The sequence below is a fragment of the Carboxylicivirga taeanensis genome (assembly GCF_051851475.1).
GTDB lineage: Bacteria > Bacteroidota > Bacteroidia > Bacteroidales > Marinilabiliaceae > Carboxylicivirga > Carboxylicivirga taeanensis.
Genome location: NZ_JBPUSJ010000005.1, coordinates 202,719 through 218,750 on the forward strand (window position 1 = coordinate 202,719; position 16,032 = coordinate 218,750).

Consider the following 16,032-nt stretch of genomic DNA (forward strand, 5'->3'; position numbering starts at 1 on the left):
AAGAGGTAATGTTTTACCTTTTATGCTGGCAGTTTTTTGTTTTATCCAATAGTAATTGATACAATGGTTTTAAAATTAAAGCTTATTCCCATATATCTGGTTTTTATGGTGTCCGGGTTTCACCTGATGGCTCAGGATACAGCAGACAACAGCCAATGTTTAAAGTGCCATGGCCAGGTATTTTACGAATATCATAATGAATGGACCGATCAGATTGATCGGAAACCACTCAATCCGTTTCATCATATTGACAGCACTAAGCTGCACAACTCAGTCCACAGGATGTTTGCGTGTGTCGATTGTCATTCCATGGAATACGAAACCTTTCCTCATAGCGGAGAACTTAGGCTAGAGGAAAAGTATCAATGTATGGATTGCCATGGGGGAGACGATACTTTTGCAAAGTTTAATTTCGAAGGTATTGAGGAAGCTTTTATGGAAAGTGTGCACTATAAGTCCTCTGATGAGCGCTTTAATTGCTGGATGTGTCACGATGCTCATGGATATGAACTTGCTTTGAGAGAAGAAAAGCCAATTGTAGAAGTGGTGGAACTCAGTAATAATATGTGCCTCAGCTGTCATGATAATAAATTTAAGTATGGTTTATTGTCCGAAGAAGAGCCAAAGGATATGGCCACCATTCATTCCTGGTTACCCAATCAAAGCCACCATTTTAATAAGGTGAGGTGTATCGATTGCCACACAAAGGTGCAGACCGACCTGTTGGTTTCGCATAATATCTTGCCTAAGGACAAGGCGTTGAGAAATTGTGTGGAATGTCATAGTTCTAATTCGGTACTGATGGAGTCGTTGTATGCGCACAGGGCTAAGGAGAGCAGAGCTGAATCCGGCTTCTTTAATGCAGTTGTTCTCAACGAGGGTTATATTATCGGGGCCAACCGAAACAGAACCTTAAATTTCGTCAGTATAGGCTTATTTGGCGCATTAGTAATTGGCTTGTTGGTGCATGCGATCTTACGTGTCATTTCAAAAAAGAAGTAGTATGAGTGATAAATTATATTTATATCCTGTATGGATCAGGGTTTGGCATGTTATTAATGCCTTGTGTTTTCTAGTACTCCTGGTATCCGGAATTAGCATGCAGTATTCTAATCCCGAATATCCATTGTTACCGTTTGATATTGCCGTGTCAAGTCATAATATCTCCGGTATTATTATTTTTATTGCCTATCTTTTCTTTTTGGCGGCCTTTGTAGTTACGTCCAATAAAAGGCACTATAAGATTGTATTTAAAGGACTGTCTCAGCGCTTATTTAAGCAGATTAGCTATTATACCTTTGGGGTGTTTAAGGGAGAAAGTTCACCTTACCCAACAACCGAAATGGCTAAGTTTAACCCTCTGCAGCAAGTAACTTATGTAGGCGTTCTTTTTGTTTTGTATCCTATTTTAATTGCTACTGGTTTAGCTCTTATGTTTCCAGAGCTTATTATTGATAACTTCTTTGGTGTTGGCGGAACATTGTTGACCGCACTGCTGCATGCCAGTGCTGGCTTTTTGGCCAGTATGTTTCTGATTATACACTTGTATTTTGCCACCATGGGCGCGACAGTAAGTGCAAATTTTAAGAGTATTTTAAACGGTTATCACGAATCTCATTAATATATGGATGATTTATCGAACATGAGAGGATACCTGAGAGGTATCCTCGTAACTTTGGGACTTTTATTACTTGGTTATATTTTAAACCCACTATTGGGAACGCTTAAAATAGTGCAGCTCACCTGGCCACATAATTTGTACTTTATGGCATTGATTGGGGCAATTGGTTTGGCTGTTGGCATCATATCTGATTCCAATCCCGTTAAAATTTTAGTGAGTAAAACCATGCTTGTTCCGGCAAGCTTGTGTATAGGGGTATTTGGGGTGTTGTTGTTTGTTCAGCCACAAGGATATGATTCTATAGTTATGAATCGCCTCTTGGAAACCCCCGTTTTGTTTTTGTCGGCCTTTGTATTTTTTGCAGGAGGGGCTTATATCGGTTCGAATGCTGGCCGCTGGCGACACGAATGGTCAGGGATTATGTTGGTTCTAACAATGCTGTTGTTTGTATTTTCCACAGTTGTCGGACAGCATGATTATTACGATCTGAAAATGCGTATTGGCACCGACCGGGCCTTATTTGAGGCAGAAGATGCTGCAGGCGTGTTTTATCGCTTGCCTTTTGCGGTTAAGCTATTGAGTGACGATGCTCAGTTGGAAGCAGGAGGTGACGGCGCAGAGGAAACTTTGGTTCGTGTTTTTAATACCGTAAGTGATTATAAGGATGTTAGTTTGGCTAATGGGTTTCAGACAAAAGGCTGGGAGGTTAGTTTGATGGACGCAGCTATTTTAAATGAAACAACTGTTGAGCTGGCCGATGTGAATCTGGTTTTTGACCGCTGGATTGAGTTGAAGTACATTAGCCTTGTATTACTACTTATTAGTTTAGCAGTAAAGATAAAGTTCTAACTTTGGATAGAAGATAAAGAAAGGGGTAATCACATTGTGATTACCCCTTTTATAATTTGTACTTATTGATGATTAAAATACACTCGCTATTTTATCGCTTTTGTATTTTCCATCCTTAAGTTTTTCCTGAACTTCGCGGAATGCCTTGATTGTGTAATCCACATCTTCCATTGTGTGAGCTGCTGTTGGAATAATACGAAGCATAATCTGGTCTTTTGGTATAACCGGATACACCACAATTGAGCAGAAGATATTGTAATTTTCACGCAAATCCATTGTCAGTTGGGTTGCTTCAGCTACGTTTCCTTCGAGGAAAACAGGTGTTACTGGCGACTCAGTATCTCCGAGGTTGAAACCAGCTTCCTTAAGTCCCGATTGAAGACGCTCAACTACCTTCCAAAGGTTCGTTTTGTGCTCAGGCTCATCGCGCAGCATTTCAAGGCGCTTAAGCGCTCCCATTACCATAGGCATAGGTAATGATTTTGCAAAAATCTGTGAACGTAAGTTGTAGCGTAAGTAGTTAACCACTTCTTCAGTACCAGCAACAAAACCTCCAATGCCAGCCATGGACTTGGCAAAAGTACTAAAGTGAACATCGATTTGGTCAGTTACGCCAAAGTGTTCTGCAACACCAGCGCCTGTTTCACCCATTGTACCGAAGCCGTGTGCATCATCAACTAAAATACGGAAGTTGTACTTCTCTTTAAGTTTTACAATACCAGTTAAGTTACCAAGGTCACCAGCCATACCAAATACACCTTCGGTAATCAATAGGATTCCACCTCCGGTTTCATTGGCTCGCTTAGTTGCAAACTGAAGCATTTTTTCGCATTTGTCCATTTCATTGTGTGCAAATACGAAGCTCTTGCCTCCTTTGGCTTTGTGTAGGAAAATACCATCCATAATGCATGCATGTGACTCAGAGTCATACACAATCACATCATTTCGGCTTACTAATGTGTCAATAATTGATACCATTCCCTGGTAGCCGTAGTTAAGCAGGTAAGCATCTTCTTTACCTACAAATTCAGCTAGCTGAGATTCCAACTCTTCGTGCTTGCTGGTATGACCAGACATCATTCGTGCACCCATTGGGTAGGCCATTCCGTATTCTGCTGCAGCATCAGCATCCGCTTTGCGTACTGCCGGGTGGTTAGCTAACCCAAGGTAGTTGTTTAAACTCCAAGTAAGTACTTCTTTTCCACGGAATTTCATCTTTGGGCTTATTTCGCCTTCCAACTTTGGAAACATAAAATAACCGTGTGCTTCCTTACCATATTGCCCAAGGGGGCCCATATGTACTTTTATTTTATCGAAAATATCCACTATACTGAGCTTTTAAAATTTTCGCTGCAAATGTAATGTTTTTCCTTATCTTTTTGAAGGAAACCTAATTAAAAAAGGAAAGTCCCAGTGTCAGGTCGTATTATCATCAAGAAGAGTTGTGATTAACGTTCAGGCGGATAGGATATTGTGTGCATTTGCGCTGTGATGGTCATTTTTCAAGCTTTTGCATTCATTGGTTGAGAAAATATAAATATTTGTAGGTGCAAATATTTGTGCTTGTTGATAATATCGGGTTCGGGGTTGTGTGGTTAAAAGGTAAAGATTATCTTTGCACGTTGTAAATGAGTTTAAAGGTTAACCTTCATCTCAAAACAACATTTTTTTTGGAATCGTAATAATCTCAGATATATGAAGTTGAAATACTTATTGTTGATCGTTGCCGTACTTGGGCTGTTGAGTACCAGCTGTAGTAAATATCAGAAACTGCTTAAGAGCCAGGATTATGAGCTATGGTACGAAGAGGCGATAAAGTATTATGAACAAGAAGATTATACGCGTGCAGCAACGCTTCTGGGGCAGTTGGTAACTATCTACAGAGGTACTGATAAATCGGAGGAGATTAATTATGTGTACGCTAACTGTTTATATGGATTAAGTGATTACCTGACTGCAGGTCACTATTTTAGGGAGTATGTAAAAAACTTTCCGGCTGGAGATTATGCCGAAGAGTGTCAGTATATGAGTGCTTATTGCTATTACATGCGTTCCCCAAAGCCTCGTTTGGACCAAACAACAACGGAGGAGGCTATACAGGAATTTCAGCTATTCATTAATATGTATCCGAATAGCGCCAGGGTCGATGAATCTACCCGCCTGATGGATGAACTGCGTGATAAATTGGTGTTTAAGTCTTACCTGAATGCTAAGTTATATTATAATTTGGGTGATTATTTAGGCAATAACTATCAATCGGCTGTTATCGCTGCTCAAAATAGTCTGAAAGATTTTCCGGATACAAAGTACAGGGAGGAGTTATCTTTTCTGATTTTGGAATCGAAATATATTCAGGCAGTAAATAGCGTTGAAGAGAAGAAAGAAACGCGAGTGCGTGACACCATGGATGAATACTATTCGTTCATCAATGAATTTCCGGAAGGTAAATTCCGGAAAAAAGCTGATCGGATATTTGAGGATACCGATGAGATGTTAAAAGTTTATAGTAAAGAAGTTGCAGTAAATTAAAAGTGATCATATGTCAATCGACTACAAAAAAACAAACGCACCGGTATCAACCGTAACTTGGGATAAAAACGTTTTATCAGAGCCAACCGGTAATATCTACGAATCTATCGTAGTTTTGGGGAAACGTGCTAATCAGATCAGCTCTGAAATGAAAGAGGAGTTGAATAAAAAGCTTCAGGAGTTTGCCTCTTATACCGATAATTTGGAAGAGGTTTTTGAAAATCGTGAGCAGATAGAGATTTCACGTTTCTATGAGCGCTTACCAAAGGCTGTTTGTATTGCTACGCAAGAGTTTGTTGAAGGGAATGTTTACCATCGTAACCCTGAAAAGGACGGCAGCGAAGAGTTGTAGAACAAGCGCGATGTGGGCTTGTTTAGAGGTTAAAAAAAGATTAATATAATAAAAGGTAAAGGAGGATGGTATTTTCTCTTTTATCTTTTTTTATTTTTGACTATGCTAAAAGGAAAAAAGTTTATTCTTGGAATATCAGGTGGTATTGCAGCCTATAAGTGTGCTGCACTTACTCGTTTGCTTGTAAAAGAGGGGGCTGAGGTGCAGGTTATTATGACGAAACTGGCGAAGGAGTTTATCACGCCATTGACGATGGCAACTTTATCCAAGCGACCAATTTTAGTTGACTTTTTTAATCCCGAAAATGGCGACTGGAACAGCCATGTTGATAGTGGCCTGTGGGCTGACGCCATGATTGTTGCGCCGGCAACAGCAAATACAATGGGTAAGATGGCCAATGGAGTGGCTGATAACTTGCTCATCACAACATACCTGTCTGCCCGATGCCCTGTTTTTGTGGCACCCACCATGGATTTGGATATGTACCAGCATCCATCAACGCGTCGCAACATGGACACACTGCGTTCATACGGAAATCACCTGATTGAACCAAACGCTGGTGAGTTGGCGAGTGGCTTAATTGGAAAAGGACGAATGGCTGAACCAGAAGAAATTGTGGCGGCTTTAAAGCACTTTTTTAATCAGGACAACCGCCCGCAATTGAAGGGTAGGAAAATACTCGTTTCGGCCGGACCGACTCATGAAAAGATTGATCCCGTGCGCTTTATCGGTAACTATTCATCGGGCAAAATGGGGTATGCCATTGCCGAGGAGTTGGCAAGGCGAGGGGCAGAGGTTACGCTCGTGAGTGGTCCCACCACTTTATCGGCAGATCATCCGAACATCAAGCGGATTGATGTTACGAGTGCAAAGGAGATGCTGAACGCCTGCGAGAAAGAGTTTGAGCAGGTTGACGGTGCCATTATGTCTGCTGCGGTAGCAGATTATACTCCCGTAAGCCCAGCTAATGAAAAAATGAAGCGGACGTCCAACGAACTGTCTATCCATTTAGAAGCAACGGTTGATATTGCTGCGGCTTTGGGGACAAAGAAAATGGCTGGTCAGGTGTTGGTTGGTTTTGCCTTGGAAACGCACGATGCCGTTCAAAATGCCAACAAAAAGCTTATAAAGAAAAACCTCGACTTTATTGTTTTAAATAGTCTGGCCGATGAAGGGGCAGGTTTTAATTCCGACACAAATAAGATTACCATTATCGATAAGGATAATAAGCTGAAGGAATTTGCGTTAAAGTCTAAGAAAGAGGTGGCCTGTGATATTATCGATGAGTTGGCGATTTATTTTAAATAGTTACAGGTTAACGTAAGCATTCAGCATTATGAGATATTACATCACTGTTCTTCTGATTATTTCAGCTTTGGCGCTTCAAGCGCAGGAGTTTCAATGTGCCGTACAGGTTGTTTCACCACAAATACAAAGCACCAATAAAAAGGTGTTTGAAACCCTGCAAACAGCCATTATGGAGTTTATGAATAATCAGAAATGGACCAATGATAAGTTTGCGCCTGAAGAACGCATAGATTGTAATATCATGATTAATGTGTCCGAAATGATATCGATTGATGAGTTTAAAGGCTCTTTTCAGATTCAGGCCCGACGTCCGGTGTACGGAAGTAATTATTACACCGTACTGTTTAATCACCAGGATCAGGATTTTCATTTTAAATATGTTGAGTTTGAGCCTTTAGTGTATAATCCCAATAATTTTGAATCTAACTTAGTTGCTGTGCTGGCCTATTATGCCAACGTGGTTTTGGGGCTCGATTATGATTCTTTTAGTAATAATGGGGGAACTCCATTTTTTCAGGAAGCTGAACGGATTGTTAATCGGGCGCAAGGAGCCCGCGAATCGGGCTGGAAATCATTCGAAAGCCAGCGTAACCGGTATTGGCTCGTAGAGAATATTCTCAACGAATACCATCGGCCACTGCGTCAGTGTATGTATCAGTACCATCGCAAGGGACTCGATGTAATGAGTGATAAACCCGAAGATGGAAGAGCGGAGATTGCCAAAGCGTTGGAGCTTACCCGCAAGGTGCATCGCCAGCGGCCTAGTTCGTTTTTTACTCAGGTGTTTTTTACTGCCAAGTCCGATGAGTTGGTAAAAATCTTTGAGGAATCCTTTTCCATGGAAAAGGGACGGGTGGTTGAGTTGTTGCAGGAGGTTGATCCTGCTAATAATAAGAAGTACGAAAAGATATTATCATCAAAGTAATATGCTCAAGTCATTATCTATTTCCAATTACGCCCTTATCGATAAGGTGAATATCTTATTCGACAGCGGTTTATCTGTAATCACTGGTGAAACCGGTGCTGGTAAATCTGTATTGCTGGGCGCGTTGTCGCTTATTTTGGGTCAACGCAGCGACACTAATGTGCTGCTCGATAAAGACCAGAAGTGCGTCGTTGAAGGCGAGTTTTATATTGGCAATTATGGGTTAATTGAGAGCTTCCGGGAAAATGATGTTGATTATGATGAGGTAACCATCATTCGGAGGGAGTTATTGCCGTCAGGCAAATCGAGGGCTTTTGTTAACGACACACCCGTTACTTTGGCCTTTCTGAAAAATATTAGTGCCCATCTCATTGATGTTCATTCGCAGCATCAAAACTTACTGCTTGATGACAGTGGTTTTCACATGATGGTGGTAGATACTTTGGCCGATAACAAAGCATTACTGGCCGATTACAAACGTCAGTTTGATGCCTATAAAGCTTTGCAGAAAGCCATTGATGTGATGATTACTGAAAATGACAAGCAGAAAGCCGATTTGGATTATATGCAGTTTCAGTTTGAGCAGTTGAATAGCGCAGCTTTAAAAGCTGGCGAGCAGGCTGAACTGGAGCAGTCATTGCAGCAATTGTCTCATGCAGAAGAGATAAAAATTAATCTGGTTGAGGTCGTGAATCATCTGGGACAGGAACCAGCACCCATTATTGATTTGTTGGCAGATTCGGTAAATAAGCTGGGGCGTATTGCCAACTACTTGCCCGATGGTGAAGAGTTGATTCAGCGTTTGGAATCGGCACGAATTGATTTGAAAGATTTAGCAGAGGATTTAGAGGCCCGCTCAGAGGATTTGGACTATAATCCGGAGCAGATTCAACAGGTGCAGGAGCGCCTCGATTTAATATATAGCTTGCAGCAAAAGCACCACGTGGAGACGGTGGAGGAGTTGATAGGTCTGAAAGATGAGCTGCAGCAGAATATTGATAAAGTGAACTTCTTTGACGATGAGCTGAATGCTAAAAAGGAGGAGTTGCAGATAATGGAAACGCAGCTGGATAAAGCTTGTAAAACTATTACCAAAAGTCGCACAAAGGTTTTCGATGTGGTGAAAACCAACATTGAAAAGCAATTGCAAATACTTGGTATTCCACATGCCAATTTTGTGATTCAACACAATGTGAGCAATCATTTTACGGCTGATGGGAAGGATGAAATTGAGTTTCTTTTTGCCGGCAATAAAGGCGGACAACCAGCACCAATCAATAAAGTAGCGTCCGGTGGTGAAATATCGCGCGTAATGCTGTCTATCAAATCACTTTTATCAGCATCCAAAGGCCTGCCTACCATTATTTTTGATGAAATTGACACAGGTGTGTCGGGAGAAGTGGCTGATCAAATGGGGGGCATTATGTCGCAGATGGGCCAGTCCATGCAGGTGATTAGTATTACTCACTTGCCACAGATTGCCGTAAAAGGGAATCATCATTTTAAAGTTTATAAAACCGACGAAGCCGAAAAAACTATTTCAAATATTAGAAAACTATCACACGAAGATCGCGTAGTAGAAGTAGCTAAAATGCTAAGTGGCGCCATACTGTCAGATGCAGCCATCGAAAATGCGCGCTCATTATTGAATAACTAATCAGCAATTTATAACTTAAAAGAACCTTTTTTATAATTGATTGTTTAAAAGGGTTAGTACAGATTATTAACATTGAAACTTGTGTTGTGCAACATATGCAGTATATTTGTGCGCTCAAAATTAAATTAATATGGGATTTGATCTTTTAAAAGGAAAAAGAGGGATTATTTTTGGTGCCCTTAATGACATGTCTATTGCATGGAAAGTGGCTGAAAGAGCTTACGAAGAAGGAGCACGTTTTACTCTATCTAATACCCCGGTTGCTTGTCGTATGGGCGAGGTAGTGGAGTTAGGTAAGAAATGTGAAGCAGAGATTATTCCTGCCGACGCTACCAATGTAGCCGACCTTGAGAATGTTTTCCAAAAATCGATGGAGGTACTAGGAGGAAAAGTAGACTTCGTTCTTCACTCTATCGGAATGTCGTTAAACGTTCGCAAAAAGAGGGTTTATCATGACTTAGACTATAATTATCTGAATAAGACTTTAGATATTTCGGCTATTTCATTTCATAAAATGTTACAGGTAGCTTTTAAAACGGATGCCGTTAATGAGTGGGGCTCTGTTTTAGGATTAAGTTACGTGGCTGCGCAACGCACCTTTTATGGCTATAACGATATGGCAGACGCAAAAGCCCTGTTAGAGTCAATTGCTCGCAGTTTTGGCTATATCTATGGCCGCGAACGCAAGGTAAGGGTCAATACCATCTCACAATCGCCTACTGTTACAACAGCAGGTAGCGGTGTAAAAGGTATCGATGGCCTTATTGATTTCTCAGATCGTATGTCGCCGCTGGGTAATGCCGATGCCGGCGATTGTGCCGACTATTGTATCACGATGTTCTCTGATCTGACACGAAAAGTGACGATGCAGAACCTCTTCCACGACGGTGGGTTCTCCAATGTTGGAATGAGTTTGAGAGCAATGACTCAATATAACAAGAGTTTCGACACGGATGATTTAGATACCAAATACTAATATGATAGAAAGGGTGCCTAAAGCACCCTTTTTTCATAGGGTTAATTTCCCGAAAAGCACTGCACTCAAAATTTTTAAAGTCTTTTATTTATCATTAAATTTGGCGACGTTTTTGTTAGAAATGGCAGTGAACAGAATATTTGCCAAGTTATATTGTAGGACAAATCAACTTATCATGGATCAATACCGAATAAATCACCTTAAGGAACTGGAAGCAGAGTCTATCTACGTTATTCGAGAGGTTGCTGCTCAATTTGAAAATCCTGTGATGTTATTCTCTGGAGGAAAAGACTCAATTGTAATGTTTCATCTGGCACGCAAGGCGTTTTGGCCTGCCAAAGTACCATTCCCTTTGATGCATATTGACACAGGGCACAACTTCCCTGAGACCATTGAATATCGCGATCGCGTCATGGAGGAAACCGGCACCAAGTGCATCGTTGCCATGGTACAGGATTCTATAGACCAGGGCCGTGCGGTGGAAGAAAAAGGGGTGAATGCAAGCCGTAATAAGCTGCAGACAGTGACGCTTTTAGATGCCATTGAAAACAATAAGTTTGATGCAGCAATGGGCGGCGGTCGACGTGATGAGGAAAAAGCACGTGCAAAAGAGCGTTTTTTCTCGCACCGTGATGAGTTTGGGCAGTGGGATCCAAAAAATCAGCGCCCTGAATTATGGAATATATTTAACGGCCGTAAAAATATGGGAGAGCATTTTCGTGTGTTCCCTATCAGTAACTGGACAGAAATGGATGTATGGCAGTATATCTACATGGAAGAAATAGAGCTGCCAAGTTTATATTTTACGCATAAGCGAAAGGTATTCAATCGCGATGGCGCCTGGTTAGCTTTAGAGCCATTTATGCAACTCAAGGATACTGAAGAGGTGGTGGAGATGGATGTTCGCTGTCGTACCATTGGCGATGTAACCTGTACAGGGCTGACGCTGTCAACAGCTAATACGCTGGAAGATATTATTCATGAGGTTGCAGCAAGTCGCACTACCGAGCGCGGAGGTCGCGCTGACGATAAGCGATCGGAGTCAGCCATGGAAGACCGCAAGCGAGAAGGCTATTTCTAATCTTTGTCAAATCTGAAAATTCAAAAATATGTCCGGAAAAGAATCAGGATATCTAGATATGGAGCTTTTACGCTTCACCACAGCTGGAAGTGTTGATGATGGTAAAAGCACCCTTATAGGTCGATTGTTATATGATAGTAAAGCCATCTTTGAAGATCAGATGGAGGCCATTGAGCGTGTTAGTGAGCGCTCGGGGCACGAGGAGGTGAATCTGGCACTGCTGACTGATGGGTTGCGCTCTGAACGTGAGCAAGGCATTACCATTGATGTGGCTTACCGCTATTTTGCAACGCCTAAGCGTAAGTTTATCATTGCCGATACCCCGGGGCACATTCAGTATACCCGTAATATGGTTACTGGCGCCAGCACCGCTAATGTGGCTTTAATATTGGTTGATGCGCGCCACGGAGTATTGGAGCAAACATTGCGCCATGCCTATATTGCGTCGCTGTTGCAAATTCCTCATGTTATCTTCTGTATCAATAAAATGGATTTGGTTGATTACAGCCAGGAAACATTTGATAAAATTAAGTCTGATATTGATGCTGTATCGTCAAAATTATCAGTAAAAGACATTCGCTTTGTGCCAATTAGTGCCCTTAAAGGTGATAATGTGGTTGAGCGCTCGGCGACCATGGATTGGTATGATGGCCCTACACTCATGTACCTGTTGGAAAACATCCACATCAGTAGCGATATTAATCACGAAGACTTCCGTTTCCCGGTACAGTATGTGATTCGTCCTCAATCGGCAGAATGGCCCGATTATCGTGGTTATGCGGGGCGTATTGCCAGTGGTGCCATTAATGTGGGGGATGAGGTAAGCGTTCTACCTAGCGGATTTTCTTCAAAGGTTAAATCTATTGACATGATGGAGGAGGCCTTGGAAGTTGGTTTCGCACCGCAGTCTGTTTCCATTACGCTTGAGGATGAGATTGACATTAGCCGTGGCGATATGTTGATTAAGACTAATAACGGGTCAGTACCGAAAAATAGTCAGGATATCGAAGCAATGGTTTGTTGGTTCAATGAGCGTAAGCTGGTTCCGCGCGGTAAGTATGTGATACGACATACCTCTTCTGATGCGCGCTGTATGGTAACCGATGTTCAATACAAAATGAATATCAATACGCTGGAGAAGAATGAAGATGATATAGAGGTTGGTATGAATGATATTGCACGTATCAAACTCCGTACTACCAAGCCGCTTTTCTTCGATTCATATAGCCGTAACCGCATTACCGGAAGTATTATTCTGGTTGATGAAGCAACTAATGAAACCGTTGCTGCTGGTATGATTATTTAGAACAATAAATACTTAAAATAAAAGGCCGCTACTCATTTGGGTAGCGGCCTTTCTTTGGTTAAGAATAGGTTGGAGAAGGTTAAAATTTCCAACCAAAGGTAAAGCTTGCCTGGTGGTTTTTGTTACTTAACTCGATGCCCGTGAAATATAAGGGATCAATGTGAGGATGACTCAAGTAATCAGGATTGGCATTTATGTTATATGTTTCCTTATTAAATAGCATGGCATAGGCTACATCGAAGAAAAAGTTCTTGTTACGAAACCCAATTCCTGTAGTTGCCATCCATTTCGTCAGCTCCTTATCTGTATATTCTTTTTTTAATGGTGAATCAAAATAGGCAGCACCTGCTCTAATTGCGAAAAACGGAACCGGTTTAAGTTCGATTCCCGCACGAAAATTGTGCGTCATTTTCATCTGTTCATCAATTTGGTCGTTAAGCTCCCTGTAGTAGGTGTCATAGCCGTTTTTCGAACTGAATTTAGAAGAGGTGTGATCGGTCATTTCATAATCTACCGATAAGAGTGCAAATTTGCCTAAAACGATGGCCGCACTACCAGTTGCTTTGTAGGGCGTGCGGTAGTTGTAACTGTAATCAAACATATAGCTTGATTTCTTCTGCGCCGAAAAGCGGTCCTTAAAGTAAGACTCCATTCCGTAATAAAACTCCTCATCTACATCATAAAAGGTGGGGGAATGAATGGCGGCACCCAATCGAATGGGATGCAGATTAACGATTAACCCAAATTTTCCGTTCACCCCAAACCCTTTCTGAGAAAGTTGTGAGTACATATCATAATAATCGAGGTCTTCATTGTAGCCGGGATTGAAACCATAGGCATTTACTTCTCTAAAGCTTTCCTTTTGTTCGAATCGGTAGGTCTGGAAGTTGATTGAAGCACCCATTAGCAGGATATGGCTGATGTTGGCTCCGAAAGTAAGGCCATATTCGCCGGCGTAACCACTGCGATCTATCAGGTTGTATTGATCAATGCCGTTGATGTTTCGATCAATGATTTCACCGGGGCGATCCGAATCTACATATTGATATTGACTCAGGTAAATATCTTCTTCACCCTCCACTACATCGGTTAAATAGCTTTCGTAGGCCCAATAGGAGCGATGAAGAGGGTTGAATCCGTTGTCGTTATTTTCAATATCCTCCAGCTCATAGGGTATATAACCATTGCTTTGCATGGTTATGTTATTCAGTAGGGTGTTAAAACCGCTACCATCGTAAAAATCTTTAATATTCTGACCAAGCAGCATGTTTAAATTTTGGTTGAAGTCTGCTGTTCTGTTGTAGGTGAAACCAAAGTGGGTGCTGATTAGTCCTTTGTCTTTTTCTCTTAAGGGTCTAATCGTTGTAACTCCTCCAATTTGGTTAAAGGGAAACGAAAACTTGTCATCTTTACTCTTTAATCCCAGAAACTCTGATTCTACCTGATTGATTGAGATGGAAGGGGTAAAAGCAAATTCTGAGGTGCGGTAAACAGCAATGCCGGCCGGGTTGATGCTAATGGCACTTAGGTCGCCTCCAAGTGCACCAAACGCATTGGCCATACCAAGCGAACGCGATGTGCCGGTCAACTCATGTTTGTTAAATCTAAGCGCGTCATCAATGTTTTGTGCAACGACCGCTCCTGCTGTCAGTAAGCCAAAAAGTAGGGTATATGCTATTTTTTTCATGAGACATTCTTTTTGAGGGTGATGAGATAAAAGTTTCTATCGTCTGGTGCCACTGCTGCGCGAGGAACTTCCTCCACTGCTGGAACCTGAGCTTCTGGTGCTGCTGCCTGAACTTCTGGAGCTGCCTGAGTAGCTCGAGCTGCTGGATGAGCGACTAGGTGTATAGCTGCTTTTCGAACTGCTGCCCGATGATCTGCTTGGTGTGTAGCTGCTCTTCGAACTACTACCTGATGATCTGGAAGGCGAATAACTGCTACCTCTGCTACCTGATGAGTAGGATGAGCGCGAGCTGCTGCTGGACCTGTAACTGCCCGAAGAGTTTTGCGACCTGGTTGTGCTGGGCCTGCTTACTCTGCTTGATGTGCCCGTGCTGCGCGTTGTTGAGGGGCGAGAGTAGGTGGCGTTGCGGTTGTAGCTAGAACGGCTCGAACTACTTCTTGTGTTAGAGTAGCTGGGCGTGTAACTACGTCTGGTCGTTTGTATCGTCCTGCTTCCGGTGTTGGTATTTTGAGTGTTAGAATTGCTTATCGTGCTCTTTTTCTGTGGGTTTTGATTATTTGTATAAGTATAAGTTCTGCCACTTCTTTGGCTTGTTACGGTACGTGTGTTGGTTCTATCCGTATTGTTATTATCAAGGGTATAGTTGCCTCTTGAAGGGGCGGAGGTGTTGGATGAATTTAAACTGCTGCGCGTAGCCGAAGATCTGGTTGAAGAACTGCTCTGCTCTCTGGATGAACTGATAGCAGTTGAACTACCTCCTCTGGGGGCATTAATTTTTCGCTGAGCCATGCCGCCACCACCCGGATAATGGGCAGGTGGGTAATAGGCACCGCCATAGTGTGGGTGATAGTGATGATGTCCGTAGTAGGGATAATACCATGGATTGTGCCAAGGTGAATACCAAGGGTCATAATAACCATAATAAGGGTAGTTCCATCCCCAGCTCATCGAGAAATTCCAGCGCCATGGATTATTGTAACCATAGTTCCAACGGTAGTCGTTGTACCAGGGATTGCTCCAGGTTGGAAAAGCATAGGCATAGTTACCATCTACGTAAACATTCCAATCCCAGTTGTTGAAGTAAACCATGTCGTTGTATAGGGGTGACCAATAGGGGATGCCGTTAAATGGCCCGTGAAATTTGATGAGTCGCTCGGCATAATCCTGATCCATAGCTGAGCCATCGAATCCGTCAACCCAATACCCGGTTTCTTCGTTATAGTAAACCAGTGTATCCATTTGTGCCAGTGAATCATTGGCCAGCAGGTTTAGATAGTCAGACTGAATCTGGGAAAAATTGCGGTTGTCTTCAAGGGCTAATTCCGATTGCTTATAATCGGTTTTTAGTTGATTCTCTGCCTTTCGGTCTTCGTTTCTCAATGCCTTATCTTGTTGGACAGGGGCATATGAATCGTCAACAACTACTGGATTACTTTTGGGTTTGTAATACAAGTCGTCATCGTAATAGCTGCTGTCCAGGTATTGAGAAGAACTGCATCCGCTTAAAATAAGCAGGATAAATAAGCTGAATATTGTATAGGTTTTCATCACTAATCCTCCGGATTTACATGGTTAAAACTCAAGTAAAAATTAGCAAATACCATGCCGTTGTATTAAAAAATGTAAATTTTATTTTAGTAAACGTTAACAGTCTCTTGCCAGGTAAATGGCAAACAGTGCAATATTAAAAAATCAAGGGTTATGGCCTAACAGATTGGCTTAAATTTTGTTATTTTTGTAG

Annotated in this window: 14 protein-coding genes; 11 read left to right on the forward strand and 3 right to left on the reverse strand. The window is 42.0% G+C overall.

Translation table 11 applies throughout. The features are described from left to right. Positions 1-63: 63 nt before the first annotated feature. The 3 genes from ACSX1H_RS09725 to ACSX1H_RS09735 are packed head-to-tail and all read left to right on the forward strand — an operon-like array spanning position 64 to position 2,470. On the forward strand, positions 64-1,002 hold the full coding sequence (locus ACSX1H_RS09725) for a hypothetical protein (protein ID WP_439183669.1): 939 nt from the start codon (positions 64-66) through the stop codon (positions 1,000-1,002). Position 1,003: 1 nt separating this feature from the next. Further along, on the forward strand, positions 1,004-1,621 hold the full coding sequence (locus tag ACSX1H_RS09730; RefSeq protein WP_439183670.1) for a cytochrome b/b6 domain-containing protein: 618 nt from the start codon (positions 1,004-1,006) through the stop codon (positions 1,619-1,621). A gap of 3 nt (positions 1,622-1,624) precedes the next feature. Beyond that, complete coding sequence (locus tag ACSX1H_RS09735) at positions 1,625-2,470, forward strand: hypothetical protein (protein ID WP_439183671.1); 846 nt, start codon at positions 1,625-1,627, stop codon at positions 2,468-2,470. 72 nt (positions 2,471-2,542) lie between these two features. Here ACSX1H_RS09735 and ACSX1H_RS09740 read toward each other — a convergent pair whose 3' ends face one another. Beyond that, positions 2,543-3,796, reverse strand: coding sequence for an aminotransferase class I/II-fold pyridoxal phosphate-dependent enzyme (locus tag ACSX1H_RS09740; RefSeq protein WP_439183672.1), 1,254 nt, complete (start codon positions 3,794-3,796; stop codon positions 2,543-2,545). A gap of 369 nt (positions 3,797-4,165) precedes the next feature. On the opposite strand from ACSX1H_RS09740, the gene ACSX1H_RS09745 reads away from it, so the two are divergent. The 8 genes from ACSX1H_RS09745 (at position 4,166) to ACSX1H_RS09780 (ending at position 12,604) form a co-directional block, all read left to right on the forward strand. Then, entirely contained in the window at positions 4,166-4,999 is an 834-nt protein-coding gene (locus ACSX1H_RS09745; protein WP_439183673.1) for an outer membrane protein assembly factor BamD, read from the forward strand. Between the two features lie 10 nt (positions 5,000-5,009). Then, complete coding sequence (locus tag ACSX1H_RS09750; protein ID WP_439183674.1) at positions 5,010-5,351, forward strand: DNA-directed RNA polymerase subunit omega; 342 nt, start codon at positions 5,010-5,012, stop codon at positions 5,349-5,351. Positions 5,352-5,453: 102 nt separating this feature from the next. Next, positions 5,454-6,659: a bifunctional phosphopantothenoylcysteine decarboxylase/phosphopantothenate--cysteine ligase CoaBC gene (gene coaBC, locus ACSX1H_RS09755; RefSeq protein ID WP_439183675.1), complete on the forward strand. Its 1,206-nt coding sequence runs from the start codon at positions 5,454-5,456 to the stop codon at positions 6,657-6,659. A gap of 28 nt (positions 6,660-6,687) precedes the next feature. After that, complete coding sequence (gene porD, locus ACSX1H_RS09760) at positions 6,688-7,584, forward strand: type IX secretion system protein PorD (RefSeq protein WP_439183676.1); 897 nt, start codon at positions 6,688-6,690, stop codon at positions 7,582-7,584. A gap of 1 nt (position 7,585) precedes the next feature. Beyond that, a complete protein-coding gene (recN, locus tag ACSX1H_RS09765; protein WP_439183677.1) occupies positions 7,586-9,241 on the forward strand; it encodes a DNA repair protein RecN in 1,656 nt (551 codons plus the stop codon). A 130-nt stretch (positions 9,242-9,371) separates the two neighbouring features. Then, positions 9,372-10,217, forward strand: coding sequence for an enoyl-ACP reductase FabI (locus ACSX1H_RS09770; RefSeq protein WP_439183678.1), 846 nt, complete (start codon positions 9,372-9,374; stop codon positions 10,215-10,217). A 175-nt stretch (positions 10,218-10,392) separates the two neighbouring features. Beyond that, positions 10,393-11,298, forward strand: a complete 906-nt coding sequence (gene cysD, locus ACSX1H_RS09775; RefSeq protein ID WP_439183679.1) for a sulfate adenylyltransferase subunit CysD — start codon at positions 10,393-10,395, stop codon at positions 11,296-11,298. 28 nt (positions 11,299-11,326) lie between these two features. Then, entirely contained in the window at positions 11,327-12,604 is a 1,278-nt protein-coding gene (locus ACSX1H_RS09780; protein WP_439183680.1) for a sulfate adenylyltransferase subunit 1, read from the forward strand. 79 nt (positions 12,605-12,683) lie between these two features. On the opposite strand, the gene ACSX1H_RS09785 is transcribed toward ACSX1H_RS09780, so the two are convergent. Continuing rightward, the gene (locus tag ACSX1H_RS09785) at positions 12,684-14,291 is read right to left on the reverse strand and encodes an OmpP1/FadL family transporter (protein WP_439183681.1); all 1,608 of its coding nucleotides are present in this window, start codon (positions 14,289-14,291) and stop codon (positions 12,684-12,686) included. A 36-nt stretch (positions 14,292-14,327) separates the two neighbouring features. Further along, a complete protein-coding gene (locus ACSX1H_RS09790) occupies positions 14,328-15,839 on the reverse strand; it encodes a hypothetical protein (protein WP_439183682.1) in 1,512 nt (503 codons plus the stop codon). Between the last annotated feature and the right edge of the window lie 193 nt (positions 15,840-16,032).

Excerpts from the sequence above, each read along its gene's own strand:
- recN (WP_439183677.1), top strand. The coding sequence starts at position 7,586 with ATGCTCAAGTCATTATCTATTTCCAATTACGCCCTTATCGATAAGGTG.
- ACSX1H_RS09725 (WP_439183669.1), top strand. The coding sequence starts at position 64 with ATGGTTTTAAAATTAAAGCTTATTCCCATATATCTGGTTTTTATGGTG.
- ACSX1H_RS09780 (WP_439183680.1), top strand. The coding sequence starts at position 11,327 with ATGTCCGGAAAAGAATCAGGATATCTAGATATGGAGCTTTTACGCTTC.
- ACSX1H_RS09745 (WP_439183673.1), top strand. The coding sequence starts at position 4,166 with ATGAAGTTGAAATACTTATTGTTGATCGTTGCCGTACTTGGGCTGTTG.
- ACSX1H_RS09750 (WP_439183674.1), top strand. The coding sequence starts at position 5,010 with ATGTCAATCGACTACAAAAAAACAAACGCACCGGTATCAACCGTAACT.
- ACSX1H_RS09785 (WP_439183681.1), bottom strand. The coding sequence starts at position 14,291 with ATGAAAAAAATAGCATATACCCTACTTTTTGGCTTACTGACAGCAGGA.
- ACSX1H_RS09790 (WP_439183682.1), bottom strand. The coding sequence starts at position 15,839 with ATGAAAACCTATACAATATTCAGCTTATTTATCCTGCTTATTTTAAGC.
- cysD (WP_439183679.1), top strand. The coding sequence starts at position 10,393 with ATGGATCAATACCGAATAAATCACCTTAAGGAACTGGAAGCAGAGTCT.
- ACSX1H_RS09770 (WP_439183678.1), top strand. The coding sequence starts at position 9,372 with ATGGGATTTGATCTTTTAAAAGGAAAAAGAGGGATTATTTTTGGTGCC.
- ACSX1H_RS09730 (WP_439183670.1), top strand. The coding sequence starts at position 1,004 with ATGAGTGATAAATTATATTTATATCCTGTATGGATCAGGGTTTGGCAT.
- ACSX1H_RS09735 (WP_439183671.1), top strand. The coding sequence starts at position 1,625 with ATGGATGATTTATCGAACATGAGAGGATACCTGAGAGGTATCCTCGTA.
- porD (WP_439183676.1), top strand. The coding sequence starts at position 6,688 with ATGAGATATTACATCACTGTTCTTCTGATTATTTCAGCTTTGGCGCTT.
- coaBC (WP_439183675.1), top strand. The coding sequence starts at position 5,454 with ATGCTAAAAGGAAAAAAGTTTATTCTTGGAATATCAGGTGGTATTGCA.